This window comes from Cedecea neteri (assembly GCF_000757825.1).
Taxonomy (GTDB): Bacteria; Pseudomonadota; Gammaproteobacteria; order Enterobacterales; family Enterobacteriaceae; genus Cedecea; species Cedecea selenatireducens.
This window is the reverse complement of the sequence record NZ_CP009451.1, coordinates 2,659,592-2,679,300: the sequence shown is the minus strand read 5'-3', so window position 1 is coordinate 2,679,300 and position 19,709 is coordinate 2,659,592. Positions and strand designations below refer to the sequence as shown.

The 19,709-nt window shown below is 57.9% G+C and carries 20 protein-coding genes; 10 read left to right on the top strand and 10 right to left on the bottom strand.

Features of this window, described 5'->3' with window-relative positions; genetic code table 11:
* Positions 1-140 precede the first annotated feature (140 nt).
* The 5 genes from JT31_RS12380 to hycA form a co-directional block, all read right to left on the bottom strand.
* Positions 141-1,850, bottom strand: coding sequence for an NADH-quinone oxidoreductase subunit C (locus tag JT31_RS12380; protein WP_038477385.1), 1,710 nt, complete (start codon positions 1,848-1,850; stop codon positions 141-143).
* Between the two features lie 17 nt (positions 1,851-1,867).
* Positions 1,868-2,794: a respiratory chain complex I subunit 1 family protein gene (locus JT31_RS12375; RefSeq protein WP_038477382.1), complete on the bottom strand. Its 927-nt coding sequence runs from the start codon at positions 2,792-2,794 to the stop codon at positions 1,868-1,870.
* Positions 2,795-2,803: 9 nt separating this feature from the next.
* Complete coding sequence (hycC, locus tag JT31_RS12370) at positions 2,804-4,612, bottom strand: formate hydrogenlyase subunit 3 (protein ID WP_038477379.1); 1,809 nt, start codon at positions 4,610-4,612, stop codon at positions 2,804-2,806.
* Positions 4,609-5,214, bottom strand: a complete 606-nt coding sequence (locus JT31_RS12365; protein ID WP_038477376.1) for a 4Fe-4S dicluster domain-containing protein — start codon at positions 5,212-5,214, stop codon at positions 4,609-4,611. The genes hycC and JT31_RS12365 overlap by 4 nt, the downstream gene beginning before the upstream one ends.
* An 88-nt stretch (positions 5,215-5,302) precedes the next feature.
* Positions 5,303-5,758, bottom strand: a complete 456-nt coding sequence (hycA, locus tag JT31_RS12360; protein ID WP_038477373.1) for a formate hydrogenlyase regulator HycA — start codon at positions 5,756-5,758, stop codon at positions 5,303-5,305.
* 414 nt (positions 5,759-6,172) lie between these two features.
* Here hycA and hypA point away from each other — a divergent pair, with 414 nt between their 5' ends.
* The 10 genes from hypA to yiiM all read left to right on the top strand — a co-directional run bounded on the left by hypA (position 6,173) and on the right by yiiM (position 15,125).
* Positions 6,173-6,535: a hydrogenase maturation nickel metallochaperone HypA gene (hypA, locus tag JT31_RS12355; RefSeq protein WP_038477370.1), complete on the top strand. Its 363-nt coding sequence runs from the start codon at positions 6,173-6,175 to the stop codon at positions 6,533-6,535.
* Complete coding sequence (gene hypB / locus JT31_RS12350; protein ID WP_038477367.1) at positions 6,528-7,391, top strand: hydrogenase nickel incorporation protein HypB; 864 nt, start codon at positions 6,528-6,530, stop codon at positions 7,389-7,391. Before hypA ends, hypB begins: the two co-directional genes overlap by 8 nt.
* Entirely contained in the window at positions 7,382-7,642 is a 261-nt protein-coding gene (locus JT31_RS12345) for a HypC/HybG/HupF family hydrogenase formation chaperone (protein WP_038477365.1), read from the top strand. The genes hypB and JT31_RS12345 overlap by 10 nt, the downstream gene beginning before the upstream one ends.
* Positions 7,642-8,763: a hydrogenase formation protein HypD gene (gene hypD, locus JT31_RS12340; protein ID WP_038477363.1), complete on the top strand. Its 1,122-nt coding sequence runs from the start codon at positions 7,642-7,644 to the stop codon at positions 8,761-8,763. Before JT31_RS12345 ends, hypD begins: the two co-directional genes overlap by 1 nt.
* Positions 8,760-9,770 carry a hydrogenase expression/formation protein HypE gene (hypE, locus tag JT31_RS12335; RefSeq protein WP_038477360.1) on the top strand — a complete coding sequence of 337 codons (1,011 nt, stop codon included), beginning with the start codon at positions 8,760-8,762 and terminating at the stop codon, positions 9,768-9,770. Before hypD ends, hypE begins: the two co-directional genes overlap by 4 nt.
* Positions 9,771-9,879: 109 nt before the next feature.
* Positions 9,880-11,964 (top strand): formate hydrogenlyase transcriptional activator FlhA, encoded by a 2,085-nt coding sequence (flhA, locus tag JT31_RS12330; protein ID WP_038477357.1) that lies wholly within the window; start codon positions 9,880-9,882, stop codon positions 11,962-11,964.
* 46 nt (positions 11,965-12,010) lie between these two features.
* Complete coding sequence (gene yajD, locus JT31_RS12325; protein WP_038477355.1) at positions 12,011-12,355, top strand: HNH nuclease YajD; 345 nt, start codon at positions 12,011-12,013, stop codon at positions 12,353-12,355.
* A 150-nt stretch (positions 12,356-12,505) separates the two neighbouring features.
* Complete coding sequence (locus JT31_RS12320; RefSeq protein WP_038477352.1) at positions 12,506-13,474, top strand: chemotaxis protein; 969 nt, start codon at positions 12,506-12,508, stop codon at positions 13,472-13,474.
* Positions 13,475-13,748: 274 nt separating this feature from the next.
* On the top strand, positions 13,749-14,369 hold the full coding sequence (sodA, locus tag JT31_RS12315; protein WP_038477349.1) for a superoxide dismutase [Mn]: 621 nt from the start codon (positions 13,749-13,751) through the stop codon (positions 14,367-14,369).
* 78 nt (positions 14,370-14,447) lie between these two features.
* Positions 14,448-15,125: a 6-hydroxyaminopurine reductase gene (gene yiiM, locus JT31_RS12310; protein ID WP_038477346.1), complete on the top strand. Its 678-nt coding sequence runs from the start codon at positions 14,448-14,450 to the stop codon at positions 15,123-15,125.
* 54 nt (positions 15,126-15,179) lie between these two features.
* Here the strand turns inward: yiiM and phoU are convergent, their stop codons facing one another.
* The 5 genes from phoU to pstS form a co-directional block, all read right to left on the bottom strand.
* Positions 15,180-15,905, bottom strand: coding sequence for a phosphate signaling complex protein PhoU (phoU, locus tag JT31_RS12305; RefSeq protein ID WP_008457720.1), 726 nt, complete (start codon positions 15,903-15,905; stop codon positions 15,180-15,182).
* A 12-nt stretch (positions 15,906-15,917) separates the two neighbouring features.
* Complete coding sequence (gene pstB, locus JT31_RS12300; RefSeq protein WP_008457722.1) at positions 15,918-16,691, bottom strand: phosphate ABC transporter ATP-binding protein PstB; 774 nt, start codon at positions 16,689-16,691, stop codon at positions 15,918-15,920.
* 47 nt (positions 16,692-16,738) lie between these two features.
* Complete coding sequence (gene pstA / locus JT31_RS12295; protein WP_038477343.1) at positions 16,739-17,629, bottom strand: phosphate ABC transporter permease PstA; 891 nt, start codon at positions 17,627-17,629, stop codon at positions 16,739-16,741.
* Positions 17,626-18,588: a phosphate ABC transporter permease PstC gene (gene pstC / locus JT31_RS12290; RefSeq protein WP_038477339.1), complete on the bottom strand. Its 963-nt coding sequence runs from the start codon at positions 18,586-18,588 to the stop codon at positions 17,626-17,628. The genes pstA and pstC overlap by 4 nt, the downstream gene beginning before the upstream one ends.
* A gap of 64 nt (positions 18,589-18,652) precedes the next feature.
* Positions 18,653-19,693, bottom strand: a complete 1,041-nt coding sequence (gene pstS / locus JT31_RS12285; RefSeq protein ID WP_016538819.1) for a phosphate ABC transporter substrate-binding protein PstS — start codon at positions 19,691-19,693, stop codon at positions 18,653-18,655.
* Between the last annotated feature and the right edge of the window lie 16 nt (positions 19,694-19,709).

The following is a 19,709-nucleotide window of genomic DNA, read 5'->3' as shown; positions in this document are numbered from 1 at the left end:
TTGTTTGCCTGGTCTTAGAACAACCCCTCACCCTAACCCTCTCCCCTGAGGGGAGAGGGGACAGATCGAAGCAGGTTTTCCCCCTCTCCCTTCCAGGGAGAGGGCCGGGGTGAGGGTCAGTCACCGACCAGGCATCAAAATTATTTCAGCGGCGAATTGGTGCGCTCAATGCTGTAGCGCTCCAGCTCTTTGTACGGCACCACCTGGCTTTTCTTCTTGCGCACGTCCACCACCGTCATGCGGTCGGTGCAGGAGTAGCAAGGGTCAAGGCTGCCGATAATCAGCGGGGCGTCCGACACCGTGTTGCCGCGCAGCATGTAGCGCAGCGTTGGCCAGTTGGCGTAGGTCGCCGCCCGGCAGCGCCAGCGGTAAAGCTTCTGGTTGTCGCCGGTCATGCTCCAGTGGATATCGTCCCCGCGCGGCGCTTCCGAGAAGCCCAGCGCAAAGCGGTTTGGAATGTAGGTAAAACCATCCACGGCGAGCGGGCCACCCGGCAGGTTATCCAGCCCAAAATCAATCATGTTCAGCGCGGTGAAGACTTCGTTGATGCGTACTTTCAGGCGGGAAAGCACGTCGCAGCCGTCGAGGCTATGGACTTCCATCGGCAGCAGGCCGTAGCCCACAAACGGGTGGTCGGCGCGGGTATCTCGGGCGTGGCCGCTGGCGCGCACCATTGGGCCGACGTTGCTGAAGTCACGGGCGATTTGCGGGTCAAGGCGGCCAATGCCCACGGTGCGCTGCTCGATGTTCGGCGTGCTCAGCAGAATATCCACCAGATCTTTCACTTCCCGACGCATCTGCTGGGCGAGCTGGCGGGTCTGGATCATGTCGTCTTTCAGCAGGTCGCGGCGGATGCCGCCGATCAGGTTCAGGCCGTAGGTTTTACGCGCCCCGGTCAGGATCTCCGCCATCTTCATCGACATTTCGCGCACCCGGAAGAACTGCATAAAGCCGGAGTCGAAGCCCACGAAGTGACAGGCCAGGCCGAGGTTCAGCAGGTGGCTGTGCAGGCGCTCAACCTCCAGCAGGATGGCGCGAATCATCTGCGCGCGCTCCGGGACCACAATCCCCATCGCGTTTTCGACCGAGGTGGTATAGGCGGTGCTGTGGGCGAAGCCGCAAATGCCGCACACGCGGTCGGACAGGAAGGTGACTTCGTTGTAGCCCATGCGGGTTTCCGCCAGCTTCTCCATGCCGCGGTGGACGTAGAACAGGCGATAATCGGCGTCGATAATGTTTTCGCCATCGACGAACAGGCGGAAGTGGCCCGGTTCGTCAGAAGTGACGTGCAGCGGGCCAATCGGCACCACGTTGTTCTTTTTCGTGCCCAGTTCGTTAATGAACTCGTAGGTCTCTTTGTCGGTGGTCGGCGCCGGGCGCTGGCGGTAATCCATGCTGTCTTTACGCAGCGGATAGAGATCGTCAGGCCAGTCGTCCGGCAGCACCAGGCGGCGTTCATCGGGCAAGCCAACCGGCTGCAGGCCGTACATATCGCGGACTTCGCGCTCGCCCCAAACGGCGGCAGGCACACGAGGCGTGACGGACGGGAACTCCGGTTTGTCGGCGTCTACTTCCACACGCACGGTGATCCAGCACTTCACGCCGCTTTCCATCGACAGCACGTAATACACCGCATAGCTGCCGCACAGCTGGCGTTCATCGTTCCCAAACAGCACCGAAAGCCAGCCACCCTGCTGGTAGTAAAGCCATTCCACCACGTCCGGCAGCATGTTGAGCTTCACGGTGACGGTGATTTGATCTTTCGTCTGCCAGGCTTCGTCGAGCACGGCATTCGGGAATTGCTGATGCAGCGCGGCGAGATACTGTTGACCAATTTTTTCTTCAGACATCGATAAATTCTCTTAAATCACGCCGCCAGCAAGGAGACGAAGGCTAAAAAGGCAAAGCCAAAACCGGCCCAGGTAATGCGCGAGGTTTCCAGCATCCGCAGGCGCGCCATGCTGTTTTCAAACAGCGCGATAATCAGTACGCCCACCACCAGCTTGACGACGGCCAGCGCTACGGCGAGAACAAGTCCACCCCAGCTAAAGGCGCTCATTTGCCCCCACGGCAGGAACACGCCGACAAACATTTGCAGAACAACCAGCTGCTTGAGGGAAATACCCCACTTCAGCACCGCAAAACCCGCGCCGCTGTATTCAGACAGTGGCCCTTCCTGCAGCTCCTGTTCGGCTTCGGCAAGGTCAAACGGCAGCTTGCCCATTTCAATGAAGGTCGCGAAAGCGCAGGCGACGAAGGCCAGCCCCAGCGTCAGGCTTTGCGCCACCGGCCAGGCGTGAATAGCCCCGGCGATATTGCTGATGTGCGTGCTGCCCGCAACCTGAGCGGCCACCCACAGGCTAAGCAGCAGAATCGGCTCGACCAGCACGCCGAGCATCGCTTCGCGGCTCGCGCCAATCCCGGTGAACGGGCTGCCGGTGTCTAACCCGGCGATGGCGAAGAAGAAGCGGGCGATGGCGAACAGGTAAATTAAGGTGATCAGGTCACCTAATGACGGCAGCGGCGAGGCAATAGTCACCACAGGCAGCGCGGTGGCGATGGTCAGCATCACGCCAACCATCACGAACGGCATCAGGCGGAAAACCCAGCCGGACGCGGCGGGCGCCACGCTCTGGCGACCCAGCAGCTTGAACAGATCCCGGTATTCCTGCAGCACGCCGGGGCCACGGCGGTTATGCAGGCGGGCTCGCGTCACGCGGGTAATGCCGGACAGCAGCGGCGCGGCAAAAAACAGCGCCAGCGCCTGGATCAGGGCAAATAAAAACGTAGTCATATCAGTTCCTCAGGCAACCATCGCCACCAGTAAGACCGCCAGCTCAACCATCGCCAGGCGGCGGAACGTGCCGGACAGGCACTCGCACTGCCAGCCGGGCATCCATTTCCCAGGGTTCAGGGTGTGGCGCAGCTTAAGCAAAGGCGCGAACGCCGCTTTTACCGGCTGGGCAAAGCCCGTCGCGGTGATCACCATCGCCTGTTCATGGTCGTAGCCGCAGACCCATGCCGAGCCGCGAGAGCGGTTTGGCAGGCGCTCGCCACGGAAAACGATCGTCAAAATAAACGGCAGCAGCGGAGAGGCGACCAGCAGCAGCGTCATCATTGGCTGAGAAACAGCGGTATGCGCCGTTTGCAGCGGCAGCGGAACGGCGTGCTGAAGCAAAGGCAGCAGCCACGGCGAAGCCACACCGGCCACAACGCAGCACGCGGCCAGTAACGCTACGCTCACGTTCATCAGCCACGGCGCAGAGCTCGCGTTTTCTGCTTCTTTGGTACGCGGCGCGCCCAGGAAAGTGACGCCATAAACTTTCGCCATGCACATCACCGCCAGCGCGCCGGTAATCGCCAGCCCAACGGCCAGCAGCGGGCCGATAAAGCGGCCGACAAACAGCGGCAGGCTGCCGAGACGGAAGAATGACTGATAGATAACCCATTCCCCGGCAAAGCCGTTCAGCGGCGGCAACGCGGCCATCGCCATCAGCCCGACCAGCATCGCCAGCGAGATAACCGGCATGCGTTTACCGATCCCGCCCAGTTTCTCGATGTCACGGTGTCCGGTACGGAACCAAACCGCGCCAGCGCCGAGGAACAGCGTGGTTTTAAACAGGCTGTGGTTGAACAGGTGATAAAGGCCGCCGGTCATGCCCAGCGCCACCAGCACCGGCTCATTCAGCGCGATACCGATCAGGCCGCAGCCCAGGCCCAGCAAAATAATGCCGATGTTTTCAAGGGAGTGATAAGCCAGCAGGCGGTTGATGTTGTGCTCCATCAGCGCGTAAAGCCCGCCGATAAACGCCGTGATCATGCCAACCACCACCACCAGCACGCCCCACCACAGCGGCAAAACGTTGCTGATAAGCGAGAAGCACATGATGCCGTACAGGCCAATCTTCAACACCACGGCGGAGAACAGCGCGGCTGCCGGAGCAGAGGCATTCGCATGCGCCTGCGGCACCCAGCCGTGCAGCGGAATAATCCCGGCCAGCAGCCCAAAGCCGAGCAGCGCGAGGATCAGCACCGGCGTAGGCAGCGGCGCACCGGCGACAAGATGACGCAATTCACCGTAGCCCAGGGTGCCGTAGCGCTGCCACATCAGCCAGCAGGCGATGACCAGCAGCGCGGTGCCGAGGCGGCCCAGCGCAAACCACAGCTGCCCGGACTTCTGGCAGCCGGTCAGGAAGTAGCCTGCCAGAGAGATGATTTCCGCCATCGCCACCAGGGTGACGAAGTTGTCGGCCACCAGCGCCGCAACGCTAGCCGCCAGGATTAAATTAATCAGCAGGCCGTTGGCTTTTATTTCAGGATGGCGATGCCACGCGCAGTTAAACAGGGAGATGAACAGGCCGCTGAGCGCCACGGTGACCAGCCAGACGCCGTTAAAGGCGTTAAGCTGAAGGTGCCAGTGCCAGATTTGCGCGTCGCCGTTAAAGCCCAGCAGCGCCTGAGCGCCCGCGACCAGCAAAAGCACGGAGCTGATTGCGCCGCCAACGCCGGCGAAAAATCCGCTAACTGGCTTAGAAAAGGCAAGAACTCCGGCTAACACGGCGCTAACGACAAACCCCAAAAGCGCCCAGTGAATCAGTAGAAAAGCATTCATTTTCTCGCCTCTGGCTGGGTAAACAGGGTCAGGTCGCCGAGCGACGCACCAAGCGTCAGCTCACGCTTACGTTTGCTGGCCTGGGCGATGTCTTTGTTGTCGATAAGGCGCAGCGCCTTGGTCGGGCAGGTGCGAACGCAGGCCGGGCCGCTTTCATCGAAGCTGCACAGGTCACATTTGACCGCGATAGCGCGAACGCCGGGCACCCAGTCGAGCAGCGGGCTAACGCGAGCCGGGGCCGGAGGTGCAGGCGGCGCTTTCGGGCTGTTAACGTTGGCGGGAATATGCAGCGGGCGGCTGCCGGAGAATTCAATGGCGCCGAACGGGCAGGCAATACCGCAAAGTTTGCAGCTTACGCACAGACTTTCATTCAGCTGTACGGCCCCGTCCACGCGGGTAATAGCGTTAACCGGGCAAACCCCGGCGCAGGGTGCGTCTTCGCAGTGGTGGCACATCTGCGGCGCAGATTCATTCAGGTTGCGCATGACTTTCAGGCGCGGCAGGGACTGCAGGCCGTGCAGACGGTGCGTCTCGGCGCAGGCCGCTTCGCAGGTATGGCAGCCCATACACAATTTTGAGTCAGCGATTACAAAACGGTTCACCAGCTCTTCCTCAGGTGACGATCGTCATTTTTGACGAAAACATGCCGAAAAGCTGCCGGTTCGACAGTTCTCGACACCCCAAATCTCTTCATGCCACGGCGGACTGCTGAAGCAGCGTCATGGACAGCGGGGTGTTTTGCTGCACGGCCAGATAAAGGCTGTCGTACACCGGGCGGATAAGCTCCAGGTAGTGGTCGAGCACTTTCTCGCGGTCGCGGTTGCTGATGGCGTTATCAATCAGCCCGTCATCGTCGATAGTCGCCTTTGCAATCAGCACTTTATCGCTGCCGTCACGCAGTTCGATGGCGTACTCGATGGTGTGGCTGTTAAAGCCTTCGGCGAGGTTGATTTGAATGACGAAGTGGTCAAACAAGAAGAAGCGCAGGCTTTCGTCCGGGTTGCAGCCCACGGCGTGATGCAGCTTCGCTTTCGATAAGGTGATCCCCTGAATCAGGGTGTTGCCGTAATGATGCCACTGCGAAAGCAGGCGTTGGTGCTTGTCGGCGATATACTCGGCTTTCTCGCTCAGTTCCCAAATGTTCATGTTTTGTTCACTCTGTTAATGCTTGTCCCTCCGTAAGGCACATTTCGTGCCATGTTTTTAATTCATTGTATTTAAATGCTTTTTCGTTAAATGGTTGGCGGAAAAATGACGGGTGACGTGTCATTTCGTCATCTTTGACTTTTCGTGTCGGGATTTTTTTACCCTCACCCTAACCCTCTCCCTGGGAGGGAGAGGGGATAAAAAGCAGGGCTGGAGAACCCTCTCCCTGCAAGGGTGAGGGGATAAAAAGCAGGACTGGAGAACCCTCTCCCTGCAAGGGTGAGGGGATAAATCATTCCCTTTCCTTTAAAGAATTCTCCCTCGCCCCTTCGGGGAGAGGGCCGGGGTGAGGGGCAAAAAAAAAGGCCTGGCACCGTCTTTGCATTACCAGCCCCAGTTAACCCCGGAGGCCCCATGCACGAAATCACCCTTTGCCAGCGCGCAGTCGAACTTATCGAAAGCCATGCCCGCCAGAACAACGCCCGCCGCGTAACCGGCGTCTGGCTGGAAGTCGGCGCCTTCTCGTGCGTGGAAACCAGCGCCCTGGAGTTTTGCTTTGATCTGGTCTGCCGCGGCACGCTGGCGGAAGGCTGCGAGCTTCATGTCCACCAGCAGGAAGCTGAATGCTGGTGCCATGACTGCCAGCAGTTCGTCACGTTGCTGACCCAGCGCGTGAAGTGCTGCCCCAACTGTAACGGCAGCAACCTGCGCATCGTGGCGGATGACGGCATGCAGATTAAGCGTCTGGAAATCGATCAGGAGATAGCTCATGTGTAGCACTTGCGGTTGCGGTGAAGGCAACCTGTATATTGAAGGGGACGAGCGTAATCCTCACTCAGGCTTTCGCAGCGCCCCGTTTGCCCCGGCGGCACGCCCGCTGCAGCAGATAACCGGCGTCAAGTTCGCCCCGACGGCCGACGAGCAGGGCGACCTGCATTACGGCCACGGCGCGGCGGGCACCCACGCGCCGGGCATGACGCAGCGCAAAATGCTGGAGATTGAGCTGAACGTGCTGGATAAAAACAACCAGCTCGCCGCCCATAACCGCGAACGCTTTGCTAGCCAGAATCAGCTGGTGCTGAACCTGGTGTCTAGCCCCGGCTCAGGCAAAACTACCCTGCTCACCGAAACGCTAAAACGTCTAAATACTAAAGTGCCGTGCGCGGTTATCGAAGGCGATCAGCAAACGGTGAACGACGCGGCGCGCATCCGCGAAACCGGGACGCCGGCCATTCAGGTGAATACCGGTAAAGGCTGCCACCTTGATGCCCAAATGATCCGCGATGCCATGCTGCGCCTGCCGCTTGAGCAGCACGGCGTGCTGTTTATCGAAAACGTCGGCAACCTGGTGTGCCCGGCGAGCTTTGATTTAGGCGAACGCCACAAGGTCGCTGTGCTGTCGGTCACGGAAGGGGAAGACAAGCCGCTCAAATACCCGCATATGTTCGCCGCCGCGTCATTGATGCTGCTGAACAAAATAGATCTGCTGCCGTACCTGCAGTTCGACGTCAACAAATGCCTGGCCTTTGCCCGCGAGGTCAATCCGGACATCAAAATTATTCTGGTTTCTGCGACCAGCGGCGAAGGAATGGACGAGTGGCTTAGCTGGCTGGAGGCGGAACGATGTGCATAGGCATTCCCGGCCAGATAGTCGAGCGACTGGCCGACGGCAGCGCAAAAGTGGACGTCTGCGGCGTACAGCGCGACGTGAATTTAACCCTGGTCGGCGACGCCGCCGTGGGGCAATGGGTGCTGGTCCACGTCGGGTTTGCCATGAGCATCATTGATGAAGCCGAAGCGCGCGACACGCTCGATGCCCTGCAAAACATGTTCGAGGTGGAGCCGGACGTCGGCGCCCTGCTCTACGGCGAGGAGCATCGCTGATGCGCTATGTCGACGAATACCGAGATCCGGAACGCGTGATGCAGCTGATTGAGACGCTGAAAGTACGCGCCCCGCTGCTGGACTACACGGCAGCCCGCCCGTTGCGCATCATGGAGGTTTGCGGCGGCCATACCCACGCTATTTTTAAATTCGGCCTCGACCAGCTGCTGCCGGAAAACATCGAGTTTATCCACGGCCCAGGCTGCCCGGTTTGCGTGCTGCCGATGGGGAGAATCGACAGCTGCATTGAGATAGCCAGCCATCCGGAGGTGATTTTCTGCACCTTTGGCGATGCAATGCGCGTGCCGGGAAAAAACGGCTCGCTGATGCAGGCGAAGTCGCGTGGCGCGGACGTCAGGGTGGTTTACTCGCCAATGGACGCGCTGACCCTGGCGCGCCAGAACCCGGAGCGCAAAGTGGTGTTTTTCGGGCTCGGCTTTGAAACGACTATGCCCGCAACGGCGATTACCCTGCAGCAGGCAAAGTCGCAGGGCATCGATAACTTCTATTTCTTCTGCCAGCACATCACGCTGATCCCGACGCTGCGTAGCCTGCTTTCCCAGCCTGATAACGGCATCGGCGCTTTCCTCGCGCCGGGGCACGTCAGCATGGTGATTGGCACCGAAGCCTATGACTTTATCGCCTCTGAGCACCAGCGGCCGCTTGTTGTAGCCGGCTTTGAGCCGCTCGATCTGCTGCAGGGCGTGCTGATGCTGGTGGAGCAAAAAATCCAGCAGCACAGCGAGGTAGAAAACCAGTACCGCCGCGTAGTGCCGGAAGAAGGCAACAGGCTTGCGCAAAAAGCGATAAGCGAAGTGTTTACGATTCGCGGCGAAGCCGAATGGCGCGGCCTGGGGGTTATCAGCGATTCCGGCGTCCAGCTCACCGAGGCGTACCGTCAGTTTGACGCCGAAGACCATTTCCAGCCCAAACCTCAGCGTGTTTACGACGACCCAAACGCCCGCTGCGGCGACGTCCTTACAGGGCGCTGCAAGCCGCAGCAATGCCCGCTGTTCGGCAGCGGCTGCAACCCACAAAACGCCTTTGGCGCGCTGATGGTCTCCTCCGAAGGAGCCTGCGCGGCGTGGTATCAGTACCGTTCTCAGGAGTGTGAAGTATGAAAACCGTTGAGCTGGCCCACGGCAGCGGCGGCCAGGCGATGCAGCAGCTGATCGCCAGCCTGTTTATGCAGGCCTTCGATAACCCCTGGCTCGCAGAGCAGGAAGATCAGGCCCGACTTTCCCTGGCGGAGCTTACCGCCGGCGGCGACCGGCTGGCATTTTCCACCGACAGCTACGTTATTGACCCGCTGTTTTTCCCCGGCGGCGACATCGGCAAGCTGGCCGTGTGCGGTACGGCGAACGACGTCGCGGTGAGCGGCGCTACGCCTCGCTGGCTGTCGTGCGGATTTATTCTCGAAGAAGGCTTGCCGTTTGAAACGCTGGAGCGCGTGGTCACCAGCATGGCAAAGGCCGCCCGTGCAGCAAATATCGCCATCGTGACCGGCGACACCAAAGTCGTGCCTCGCGGCGCGGCGGACAAACTTTTTATCAACACTGCCGGGATCGGCGCTATTCCTGCTGGCATTAACTGGGGCGCGGCTCAGATTACAGCCGGAGATTTGCTTATCGTCAGCGGCACGCTCGGCGATCACGGCGCAACTATTCTCAACCTGCGCGAGAAGCTTGGCCTGGACGGCGATCTACAGAGCGACTGCGCGGTGCTGGCGCGAATGATTGCCCCACTGCTTCATATTCCCGGCGTAAAAGCCTTGCGGGACGCCACGCGCGGCGGCGTAAACGCCGTTCTGCATGAGTTTGCAGACGCCAGCGGCTGCGGCATGGAAATCAGCGAAAACCAACTGCCGCTGAACCCGGCGGTGCGCGGAGTTTGCGAGCTGCTTGGGCTGGATGCGTTAAATTTTGCTAATGAAGGCAAGCTGGTTATCGCCGCTTCCCCCGAGTCTGCCGCTGCGGTTCTACACGCTTTGCAGCAGCATCCCTGCGGCAAACAGGCCACGATCGTAGGTGAGGTCGTGGAGCGTAAAGGCGTGCGCGTGACGGGGCTTTACGGCGTAAAACGCACCCTCGACCTGCCGCACTTTGAACCCTTACCGCGCATTTGTTGACCTGCGCCAGTACGCAATCACCTCACGCCGACTAAACTTAAAAAATATTTATATTAATAAAATCTTTTAGCCCTGCGCCCGCCGCGGGGCATTTCAATGGAAAGCAAACATGTCATACACGCCGATGAGCGATCTCGGGCAGCAGGGGTTATTTGATATTACCCGTACGCTGCTGCAGCAGCCCGATCTCAACGAACTCGCCAGCAGCCTGACGCAGCTGGTGAAACAGGGCGCGCTGGCCGATCGCGTAAATATCCTGCTTTACCATCCCCAGCACCAACGGGTGAGTTTTTACGGTAAGGATAAACACGGCAAGGGACTGCACTACGAAGATGAAATGGCGCTGGCCAACGGCCCGGTGCGCCGCATGCTGTCGCGCCCGGAGGCGCTAATTTGCAGCCAGCAGGAGTTTGATGAAACCTGGCCGCAGATGGCGAGCCTTGATTTGTACGCCCCTTTTGGCCGCTACGGCCTGCTGCCGCTGGCTTCAGAAGGCAAGATTTTCGGCGGCTGCGAATTTATTCGCGACAGGGCGGATGCCTGGACCGAAAAAGAACTTAACCGACTTTACACCCTGGCGCAGATCGTAGGCCTGGTGACCGAGCAGATCCAAACCCGGCTTAACTCGAGCCACGATCATCAGCTGCTGTGCCGCGAACGCGACGACTTTCGCATTCTGGTGGCCGTCACCAACGCCGTGCTGTCGAAGCTGGATCTGGACGAGCTGATAAGCGAGATTGCCCGCGAGATTCACTACCACTTCGCCATTGATTCCATCAGCATTGTGCTGAAAAGCAGCCGCAAGTCGCGGCTCACGCTCTATTCCACCCACTTTGTTGATGAAGCCTCGCCGATTCACGATCAGAGCGATGTCCTTGAGACCGGCACCCTTTCGGAGCGGGTCTTTAAAAGCGGCGAGATGCTGCTGCTCAACCTTTGCCCCGGCGACAAGCTGGCACCGTATGAGCGGATGCTGCTCGAGATGTGGGACAACAAACCGCAGATGCTTTGCCTGCTGCCGCTGAAGTTTGGCAACAATATGCTGGGCGTGCTGAAGCTGGCAAAATGCAGCGAACAGGGCTTTACGCCGGCCAACCTGAAGCTGCTGCGCCAGATTGCCGAACGTATCGCGATTGCGGTGGATAACGCCCTTGCCTATCAGGAAATCAACCGCCTGAAAGAAAACCTGGTGGATGAAAACCTCTATCTCACCGAGCAAATTAATAACGTCGACAGCGATTTTGGCGAAATTATCGGCCGCGGCGAGGCGATGTCTATCGTGCTCAAACAGGTAGAGATGGTCGCCAGCAGCGACAGCACCGTACTGATCCTCGGCGAAACAGGCACCGGTAAAGAGCTGATTGCCCGCGCAATCCATAACCTGAGCGAGCGCAACGGCCGCCGGATGGTGAAGATCAACTGCGCCGCAATGCCCGCCGGGCTGCTGGAGAGCGATTTGTTCGGCCACGAGCGTGGGGCGTTTACCGGAGCCAATAATCAGCGAATCGGCCGCTTTGAGCTGGCGGACAAAAGCTCGCTGTTCCTGGACGAAGTCGGTGATATGCCGCTTGAGCTTCAGCCCAAGCTGCTGCGCGTGCTGCAGGAGCAGGAATTCGAGCGCCTCGGCAGCAATAAAGTCCAGGAAGTGGACGTGCGCCTGATAGCCGCCACCAACCGTAACCTGAAAGAGATGGTGGCTGACCGCGAGTTCCGCAGCGACCTTTACTATCGGCTGAACGTTTTCCCTATCACCCTGCCGCCGCTGCGCGAGCGCCCGGAGGACATCCCTCTGCTGGTGAAATCCTTCACCTTTAAAATCGCCCGCCGCCTGAACCGCAACATCGACAGTATTCCGGCGGAAACGCTGCGCGCCCTGAGCCGCATGGAGTGGCCGGGTAACGTGCGTGAGCTGGAAAACGTGATTGAGCGCGCCGTGCTGCTGACGCGCGGCAACGTGCTGCATCTTTCGCTGCCGGAGGTGGACTACCATCCGTCAGTTGAGCGAACGCTGTCTGGCCTCGCCAGCGAAGAGATACGTGAAGATGAAGACGAGTATCAGCGCATCCTGCGCGTGCTGAAAGAGGCAAACGGCGTCGTTGCCGGGCCTCGCGGTGCGGCTCAGCGTTTAGGGCTGAAGCGCACCACGTTACTTTCGCGGATGAAGCGTCTGGGGATTGATAAAGACGCGCTTTAGCCGGAAACTGGGCATAACCCTACATTTTTTGTCTGGAACCTGAATCATGGCAATTATTCCCAAGAACTATACGCGGCTGGAAAGCGGCTACCGCGAAAAGGCGCTGAAGCTTTTCCCGTGGGTGTGTGGCCGCTGCTCCCGCGAGTTTGTGTATTCCAATCTGCGCGAGCTGACCGTTCATCATATGGATCACGATCATACCAATAACCCGGAAGATGGCAGCAATTGGGAGCTTTTATGCCTGTATTGCCACGATCATGAGCATTCGAAATACACCGAAGCGGACCAGTACGGCTCGAGGGTGATTGCCGGCGAGGATGCGCAAAAGGACGTGGGCGAAGCGACCTATAATCCATTTGCCGACCTGAAAGCGATGCTGAACAAGAAGTAGTAAGCGCTATCCGTTGAGAGGGAGTCACTTCCCTCTAAACGAAATCATTTCACCTTCTCCCTTCATTTTTTCCTGCTGCTGCCGATAACTTATACAAGCATTCACTCCGTACGGTTGGGTTCTGAGGCCGGGTTATCACTTGAGGTTAAAATGGATAGTTTTCAGAAAGATATCGATGAAAGGGCCAACCTGGCGTTATCCAACAAGTTCGAGCTGCTGCTGTTCCGCTTAGGCACAGGCCAGCACGACAGCAAGTCCGAGCTGTACGGCATCAACGTCTTTAAGCTGCGTGAAATTGTGCCCATGCCGAAGATTAACCGTGCCGCAGGCATGGAGTCGCCGCTGCTGGGGATGGCCAATATTCGCGACCAGATTATCCCGGTCATCGACCTTCCCGCCGTGACCGGCTGCACGCCTAAGACTGGCTTAAATTTATTACTGATCACCGAATACGCCCGCAGCACCCAGGCTTTTGCCGTGGAGTCCGTGGAGAATATTATTCGCCTCGACTGGAGCCAGGTGCACGCCGCCGAAGCCGGGGTCAGCAGCCGCAATATCACCAGCATCGCCAATATTGACGATCCGCTGACCGGTAAAGACCTGGCGCTGGTGCTGGACGTGGAGCAGATCCTCTATGACATCATCCCGTCCGGGAGAGATGTGAACATTGCCGCGATTGAAGAGAAAATCTATACCCTGAAGCCGGGCGCGGTGGCTATCGTTGCCGAAGATTCCAAAGTCGCGCGTTCGATGCTGGAGCAGGGCCTGAAAGGGATGGGCATTCCGGCCATCATGCACGCCACCGGCCTGGAGGCCTGGGAAAAAATCAAAGCTATTGCCGCCGATGCCAAAGCTTCCGGCACGCCGATAACCGATAAAATCGGCCTGGTGCTGACCGATATCGAGATGCCGGAAATGGACGGTTTTACCCTGACCCGCAACATCAAAACCGAGCCAACGCTTAAGCATATCCCGGTGGTGATTCACTCCTCGCTTTCCGGCAGCGCCAACGAAGATCACGTGCGTAAAGTCGGTGCCAACGGCTACGTTGCGAAGTTCGACGTGGTCGAGCTTTCTGCCGTGATCCACAAAGCGCTGGAAGACGCCGCCCGTCAATAATAAAGATTCCGGCTCTGCCTAAAGGTGGAGCCGTTATGCCTCTTTTTATTCCCCCGTCATGCTCGGGTAACACGTTTCACTTACCCTCAGCACAAAGCTTTTTACCCGCTGCGTTATAGCCGTAAGCCGTGGTTTCATGAAGAAAAGTTATAACCACACGCTAAGTACGGCATTGATAAACATTTTCAATATCATTTAATTAACTATAATGAACCGACTGATTACGCGGCGTTAACAGCACTACAGCCGCTCTACGTTAATGGAGACGATGAATATGAGCTATACACTGCCATCCCTGCCTTACGCTTACGACGCGCTGGAACCGCATTTCGATAAAGAAACCATGGAAATCCACCACAGCAAACACCACCAGGCCTACGTTAACAACGCGAACGCCGCGCTGGAATCCCTGCCTGAGTTTGCCAGCCTATCTGCTGAAGAGCTGATTACCAAACTGGATCAGCTGCCCGCTGATAAGAAAACCGCGCTGCGTAACAACGCCGGCGGCCACGCTAACCACAGCTTCTTCTGGAAAGGCCTGAAAAAAGGCACCGAGCTGAAAGGTGACCTGAAAGCCGCTATCGAGCGTGATTTCGGCAGCGTTGACGCGTTCAAAGCTGAGTTCGAAAAAGCTGCAGCTACCCGTTTCGGCTCCGGCTGGGCGTGGCTGGTGCTGAAAGGCGACAAACTGGCCGTAGTGTCTACTGCAAACCAGGACAGCCCGCTGATGGGCGAAGCTATTTCCGGCGCTTCCGGTTTCCCGATTGTGGGCCTGGACGTTTGGGAACACGCTTACTACCTGAAATTCCAAAACCGTCGCCCGGACTACGCAAAAGAGTTCTGGAACGTGGTTAACTGGGACGAAGCAGCTGCCCGTTTCGCCGCTAAAAAATAAGGTTGCAATACGACCTTAGAGAAGCGAGCCTGATGGCTCGCTTTTTTTATGTCCGTAGCACAACGCAGGGAGTCGCTTATGCACCGCTATCCGCTTCAGGTTTACGCCGGCCAGATTCGTGATTACGAAGGGAGCCGGCCCAGCGCCATCGCCAAGGTTCAGGTGGACGGCGAGCTTCGCTTAACCGAGACTGGGCTTGAGGGCGATCAACAGGCGGAGAAGGTGATTCACGGCGGGCCAGACAGGGCGCTGTGCCACTATCCGCGCGAGCATTATCAGTATTGGGCGCAAATCTTCCCGGATAAGGCGGAACTGTTTAATGCCCCGGCCTTCGGCGAAAACCTGTCTACGCAAGGGATGACGGAAAAGAACGTCTATATGGGCGATATTTACCGCTGGGGTGAGGCGCTGATTCAGGTAACCCAGCCTCGCTCGCCGTGCTTTAAGCTTAACTACCATTTTGGCGTAGAGGATATGGCGGCGCGGATGCAGGAAGCAGGCTACTGCGGCTGGCTTTATCGCGTGATTCTGGCGGGGAGCGTTTCTGCCGATGCGCCGCTGGAGCTGGTTTCACGCGTTAGCGACGTGACGGTGGCAGAAGCTATCGCCATTGCCTGGCATATGCCGTTTGATGATTCGCAATATCATCGGCTTTTGTCGGCGGCTGGGTTGTCGGTGAGCTGGAGCAGAACGATGCAGAAAAGGCGTATTTCAAGAAAGATAGAGGATAATTCGCGGCGTTTGCTCGGGAAGTAACTGCCCCTCACCCCAGCCCTCTCCCCAAAGGGGAGAGGGGGGAAAGAAGTGCACTTACTCTTTCGGGTCTTTACCCGCCAGCAGCTTGTCCAGCTCATCGCCGCCCACGTGACGGAAGTCCTGTCCCTTCACGAAGTAGAAGATGTATTCGCAGATGTTCTGGCAACGGTCACCGATACGCTCGATGGAACGGGCGCAGAACAGCGCGGTCAGCACGCTTGGAATGGTGCGGGAGTCTTCCATCATGTAGGTCATCAGCTGACGCACGATACCTTCATATTCCTGGTCAACTTTCTTGTCTTCGCGGTAGATACGTACCGCTTCATCCAGATCCATACGCGCGAAAGCGTCCAGCACGTCGTGCAGCATTTGCACGGTGTGGCGCCCCAGCGACTCGAGGCTGACCAGCAGCGGCTGGTGCTGCTGGGAGAATTTCTCCAGCGCGGTGCGGCAGATTTTATCCGCTACGTCACCAATACGTTCCAGCTCGGCGATGGTTTTGATGATGGCCATCACCAGGCGCAGGTCGCTGGCGGTTGGCTGGCGTTTGGCGATGATGCGCACGCAGGCTTCATCGATCGCCACTTCCATCATGTTGACCTTTTGGTCACCGGCGATAACGCGCTTCGCCAGCTCGCTGTCCTGGTTGTGCATCGCGGTGATCGCGTCGGAGAGCTGCTGTTCCACCAGCCCGCCCATCGTCATCACCTGAGTACGGATGTACTCCAGCTCGGCGTTGAACTGACCAGAAATATGTTTGTTTAAGTTGAGGTTATCCATCGCGCTCTCCAATCAACCGTAGCGGCCAGTAATGTAATCTTCGGTTTGTTTCTTCGCTGGCGTAGTAAACAGCGTATCGGTTTCGCTGAATTCGATCAGCTCGCCGAGGTACATAAACGCCGTGTGGTCAGAACAACGCGCCGCCTGCTGCATGTTGTGGGTCACGATCACTACGGTATAGTCTTCTTTCAGCTCGGTGATCAGCTCTTCAATACGCCCGGTTGAAATCGGGTCAAGCGCCGAACACGGCTCGTCCAGCAGCAACACTTCCGGGCGAATCGCTATCCCGCGAGCAATGCACAGACGCTGCTGCTGACCACCGGAGAGGCTGTAGCCGCTCTGGTGCAGTTTATCTTTAGTTTCGTTCCACAGCGCGGCTTTCGTCAACGCCCACTGTACGCGCTCATCCATGTCGCTCCGGGACAGCTTTTCAAACAGACGCACGCCAAAAGCGATGTTGTCATAGATGGACATCGGGAACGGCGTCGGCTTCTGGAAGACCATGCCGACTTTGGCACGCAGCAGGGCGATGTCCTGGCTCTGGGTGAGGATATTTTCCCCATCCAGCAGGATTTCGCCTTCTGCACGCTGCTCCGGGTAGAGCGAGTACATTTTGTTAAAGGTACGCAGCAGGGTGGATTTACCACAGCCTGACGGCCCAATGAAGGCGGTAACCTGGTTCTTCGCGATATCCAGATTGATGTTCTTCAGGGCGTGGAACTTACCGTAGTAGAAGTTCAGGTCACGAACCTGGATTTTGCCTGGGGCTAAATCAACCTTACTCATCTGTGTCTTAATCTCCGTCCGGCGCCGCGAGGGCCGCGCCGTAAAATTTAACCGTGTTTACTCTTCGAGAAAATCACGCGCGCCAGAATGTTCAGCAGCAGTACGCAGAGGGTAATGATCAGCACCCCCGCCCAGGCCAGCTGTTGCCACTCGGCAAACGGGCTCATAGCAAATTTGAAAATGGTCACCGGCAGGTTGGCGATAGGCTGCATCATGTCCGTGCTCCAGAACTGGTTGGAGAGGGAGGTGAAGAGCAGCGGTGCGGTTTCGCCCGCGATACGGGCAATTGCCAGCAGCACGCCGGTGATAATCCCGGAGACGGACGCTTTCAGCGTAATCGCGGAGATCATCTTCCATTTTGGTGTTCCCAGCGCGTAGGCCGCTTCGCGCAGGCTGTCCGGCACCAGCTTCAGCATGTTTTCAGTGGTACGAATGACGATTGGCACCTGCAGCAGCGCCAGCGCAATCACGCCCGCCCAGCCGGAGAAGTGTTCCATTTTCGCCACCACGATGGTGTAAACGAACAGGCCGACCACAATCGACGGCGCGGACAGAAGAATGTCGTTAATAAAACGAATCACTTCGGCCAGCGCAGATTTACGCCCGTACTCCGCCAGATAAATCCCGGCCATGATGCCCAGAGGCGTGCCGATAACCGTCGCCCACAGGATCAGCAGGCCGCTGCCCGCCAGGGCGTTCGCCAGGCCACCGCCCGCGGTATTTGGCGGAGGCGTCATTTCGGTAAACAGCGCCAGCGACATACCGTCGATACCACGGGTCACCGTCGAGAACAGGATCCATACCAGCCAGAACAGACCGAACGCCATCGTCGCCATAGAGAGCGTCAGGGCAATGCGGTTTTTCATGCGGCGACGAGCCTGCATTTTACGGCGCGATTCAGCCAGCGCCGCGCTGCTTTGCATTTCCATCGTGGTCATGAGCGAGCCCCTTCGTTTTTCGCCAGGCGCATAATCATGAACTTAGAAATAGCCAGTACGATAAAGGTAATCACAAACAGGATTAAGCCAAGCTCCATCAGCGCGGCGGTATGCAGGCCAGATTCCGCTTCGGCAAATTCGTTAGCCAGCGCGGAGGTAATGCTGTTGCCCGGCATATACAGCGAGGCGCTGTCGAGCTGGTAGGTGTTACCGATAATAAAGGTCACCGCCATGGTTTCACCCAGCGCACGGCCAAGGCCGAGCATCACGCCGCCGATCACGCCATTTTTGGTGAACGGTAGAACGATGCGCCAGATAACTTCCCAGGTGGTGCAGCCTATGCCGTAGGCCGACTCTTTCATCATCACCGGCGTTTGCTCGAAAACATCGCGCATTACGGAGGCGATGTAAGGGATGATCATAATCGCGAGGATCACACCGGCGGCAAGAATACCGATACCAAACGCAGGGCCAGAGAACAGCGCGCCAACGATAGGCACGGCAGACAGCACGTCGCCTACCGGCTGCTGGAAGTAAGTCGCAAACAGCGGAGCAAAGATAAACAGGCCCCACATGCCGTACACGATACTTGGAATGGCCGCCAGCAGCTCAATGGCGATACCCAGCGGGCGCTTCAGCCAGCCAGGCGCAAGTTCTGTCAGGAACAGGGCGATACCAAAGCTCACCGGCACCGCAATCAGCAGCGCGATAAACGAGGTCACGAGGGTTCCGTAAATCGGCACCAGCGCGCCGAAGACTTCATTAGGGGCATCCCACTCTTTGGACCAGAGGAAGGAGAAGCCAAACTTCTCAATGCTCGGCAGCGAGGAGATAAACAGCGAGATGATAATCCCACCCAGCAGAAATAGCACAATCAGCGCAGCCAGTCTTACTAGCGCACTGAAAATTACATCGCCTTGTTTGCCGGGGGCTTTAAACGTCGGCTTAGTCACAGCCATAGCGTACTCTTCGTGGTTGCTGAATAAACCGGGGTAACATACCTGTTACCCCAGATTTTTGCACTTAGTACAGCGCCTTACCGGAGCTGTCTTTTACATTGGTCTTCCATGCAGCGCGAACTTGCTCAACCACAGAGGCCGGCAGCGTTGCGTAATCCAGGGCGTTAGCTTCTTTCGCGCCAGATTTGTATGCCCAGTCAAAGAACTTCAGCACTTCTGCGCCCTGCTCAGGGTTTTTCTGCTCTTTGTGGACCAGGATGAAGGTGGTGGAGGTAATTGGCCACGCTTCGTCACCTTTCTGGTTGGTCAGATCCTGTGCGAAGGATTTGCTCCAGTCAGCGCCTTTAGCCGCGTTAGCAAAGTTTGCTTCGGTCGGGCTAACCGGCTTACCGTCAGCGGACAGCAGCTTGGTGTAAGTCAGGTTGTTTTGCTTAGCGTAAGCGTATTCAACGTAGCCGATAGAGCCAGGCAGACGCTGTACGAAGGCCGCGATGCCGTCGTTACCTTTACCGCCCAGGCCGGTTGGCCAGTTAACGGTAGAGCCTGCGCCGATTTTGGTTTTCCACTCTTCGTTCACTTTAGCCAGGTAGCTGGTGAACACGAAGGAAGTACCGGAGCCGTCAGCACGACGAACAACCGCGATGTTCTGATCCGGCAGCTTGTGGCCTGGGTTCAGCTTAGCAATCGCCGGGTCGTTCCATTTTTTGATGGTGCCCAGGTAGATGTCACCCAGGGTTTTGCCGTCCAGCACCAGTTCGCCAGACTTGAAGCCCGGCAGGTTAACCGCCAGCACCACGCCGCCGATCACGGTAGGGAACTGGAACAGGCCTTCTTGCTGTAATTTGTCATCCGCCAGAGGGGCGTCAGAAGCGCCGAAGTCAACGGTGTTAGCAATGATTTGCTTCACGCCGCCGGAGGAACCGATACCCTGGTAGTTCACCTTGTTACCAGTTTCTTTCTGGTAGGTATCTGCCCACTTGGCATACACCGGCGCAGGGAAAGTTGCACCAGCGCCAGTCAGGCTTGCAGCTGCAAACGCAGTAGAAGCGCTCAGAGATAAGGTCGCGGCGACAACAGTTGCGACAGTGGTACGCATAACGTTCATAATGTCTCCTGCCAGA

Coding starts and splice junctions, on each gene's coding strand:
- JT31_RS12380 (WP_038477385.1), bottom strand. CDS start 1,850: ATGTCTGAAGAAAAAATTGGTCAACAGTATCTCGCCGCGCTGCATCAG.
- JT31_RS12375 (WP_038477382.1), bottom strand. CDS start 2,794: ATGACTACGTTTTTATTTGCCCTGATCCAGGCGCTGGCGCTGTTTTTT.
- hycC (WP_038477379.1), bottom strand. CDS start 4,612: ATGAATGCTTTTCTACTGATTCACTGGGCGCTTTTGGGGTTTGTCGTT.
- hycA (WP_038477373.1), bottom strand. CDS start 5,758: ATGAACATTTGGGAACTGAGCGAGAAAGCCGAGTATATCGCCGACAAG.
- hypA (WP_038477370.1), top strand. CDS start 6,173: ATGCACGAAATCACCCTTTGCCAGCGCGCAGTCGAACTTATCGAAAGC.
- hypB (WP_038477367.1), top strand. CDS start 6,528: ATGTGTAGCACTTGCGGTTGCGGTGAAGGCAACCTGTATATTGAAGGG.
- JT31_RS12345 (WP_038477365.1), top strand. CDS start 7,382: ATGTGCATAGGCATTCCCGGCCAGATAGTCGAGCGACTGGCCGACGGC.
- hypD (WP_038477363.1), top strand. CDS start 7,642: ATGCGCTATGTCGACGAATACCGAGATCCGGAACGCGTGATGCAGCTG.
- hypE (WP_038477360.1), top strand. CDS start 8,760: ATGAAAACCGTTGAGCTGGCCCACGGCAGCGGCGGCCAGGCGATGCAG.
- flhA (WP_038477357.1), top strand. CDS start 9,880: ATGTCATACACGCCGATGAGCGATCTCGGGCAGCAGGGGTTATTTGAT.
- yajD (WP_038477355.1), top strand. CDS start 12,011: ATGGCAATTATTCCCAAGAACTATACGCGGCTGGAAAGCGGCTACCGC.
- JT31_RS12320 (WP_038477352.1), top strand. CDS start 12,506: ATGGATAGTTTTCAGAAAGATATCGATGAAAGGGCCAACCTGGCGTTA.
- sodA (WP_038477349.1), top strand. CDS start 13,749: ATGAGCTATACACTGCCATCCCTGCCTTACGCTTACGACGCGCTGGAA.
- yiiM (WP_038477346.1), top strand. CDS start 14,448: ATGCACCGCTATCCGCTTCAGGTTTACGCCGGCCAGATTCGTGATTAC.
- phoU (WP_008457720.1), bottom strand. CDS start 15,905: ATGGATAACCTCAACTTAAACAAACATATTTCTGGTCAGTTCAACGCC.
- pstB (WP_008457722.1), bottom strand. CDS start 16,691: ATGAGTAAGGTTGATTTAGCCCCAGGCAAAATCCAGGTTCGTGACCTG.
- pstA (WP_038477343.1), bottom strand. CDS start 17,629: ATGACCACGATGGAAATGCAAAGCAGCGCGGCGCTGGCTGAATCGCGC.
- pstC (WP_038477339.1), bottom strand. CDS start 18,588: ATGGCTGTGACTAAGCCGACGTTTAAAGCCCCCGGCAAACAAGGCGAT.
- pstS (WP_016538819.1), bottom strand. CDS start 19,693: ATGAACGTTATGCGTACCACTGTCGCAACTGTTGTCGCCGCGACCTTA.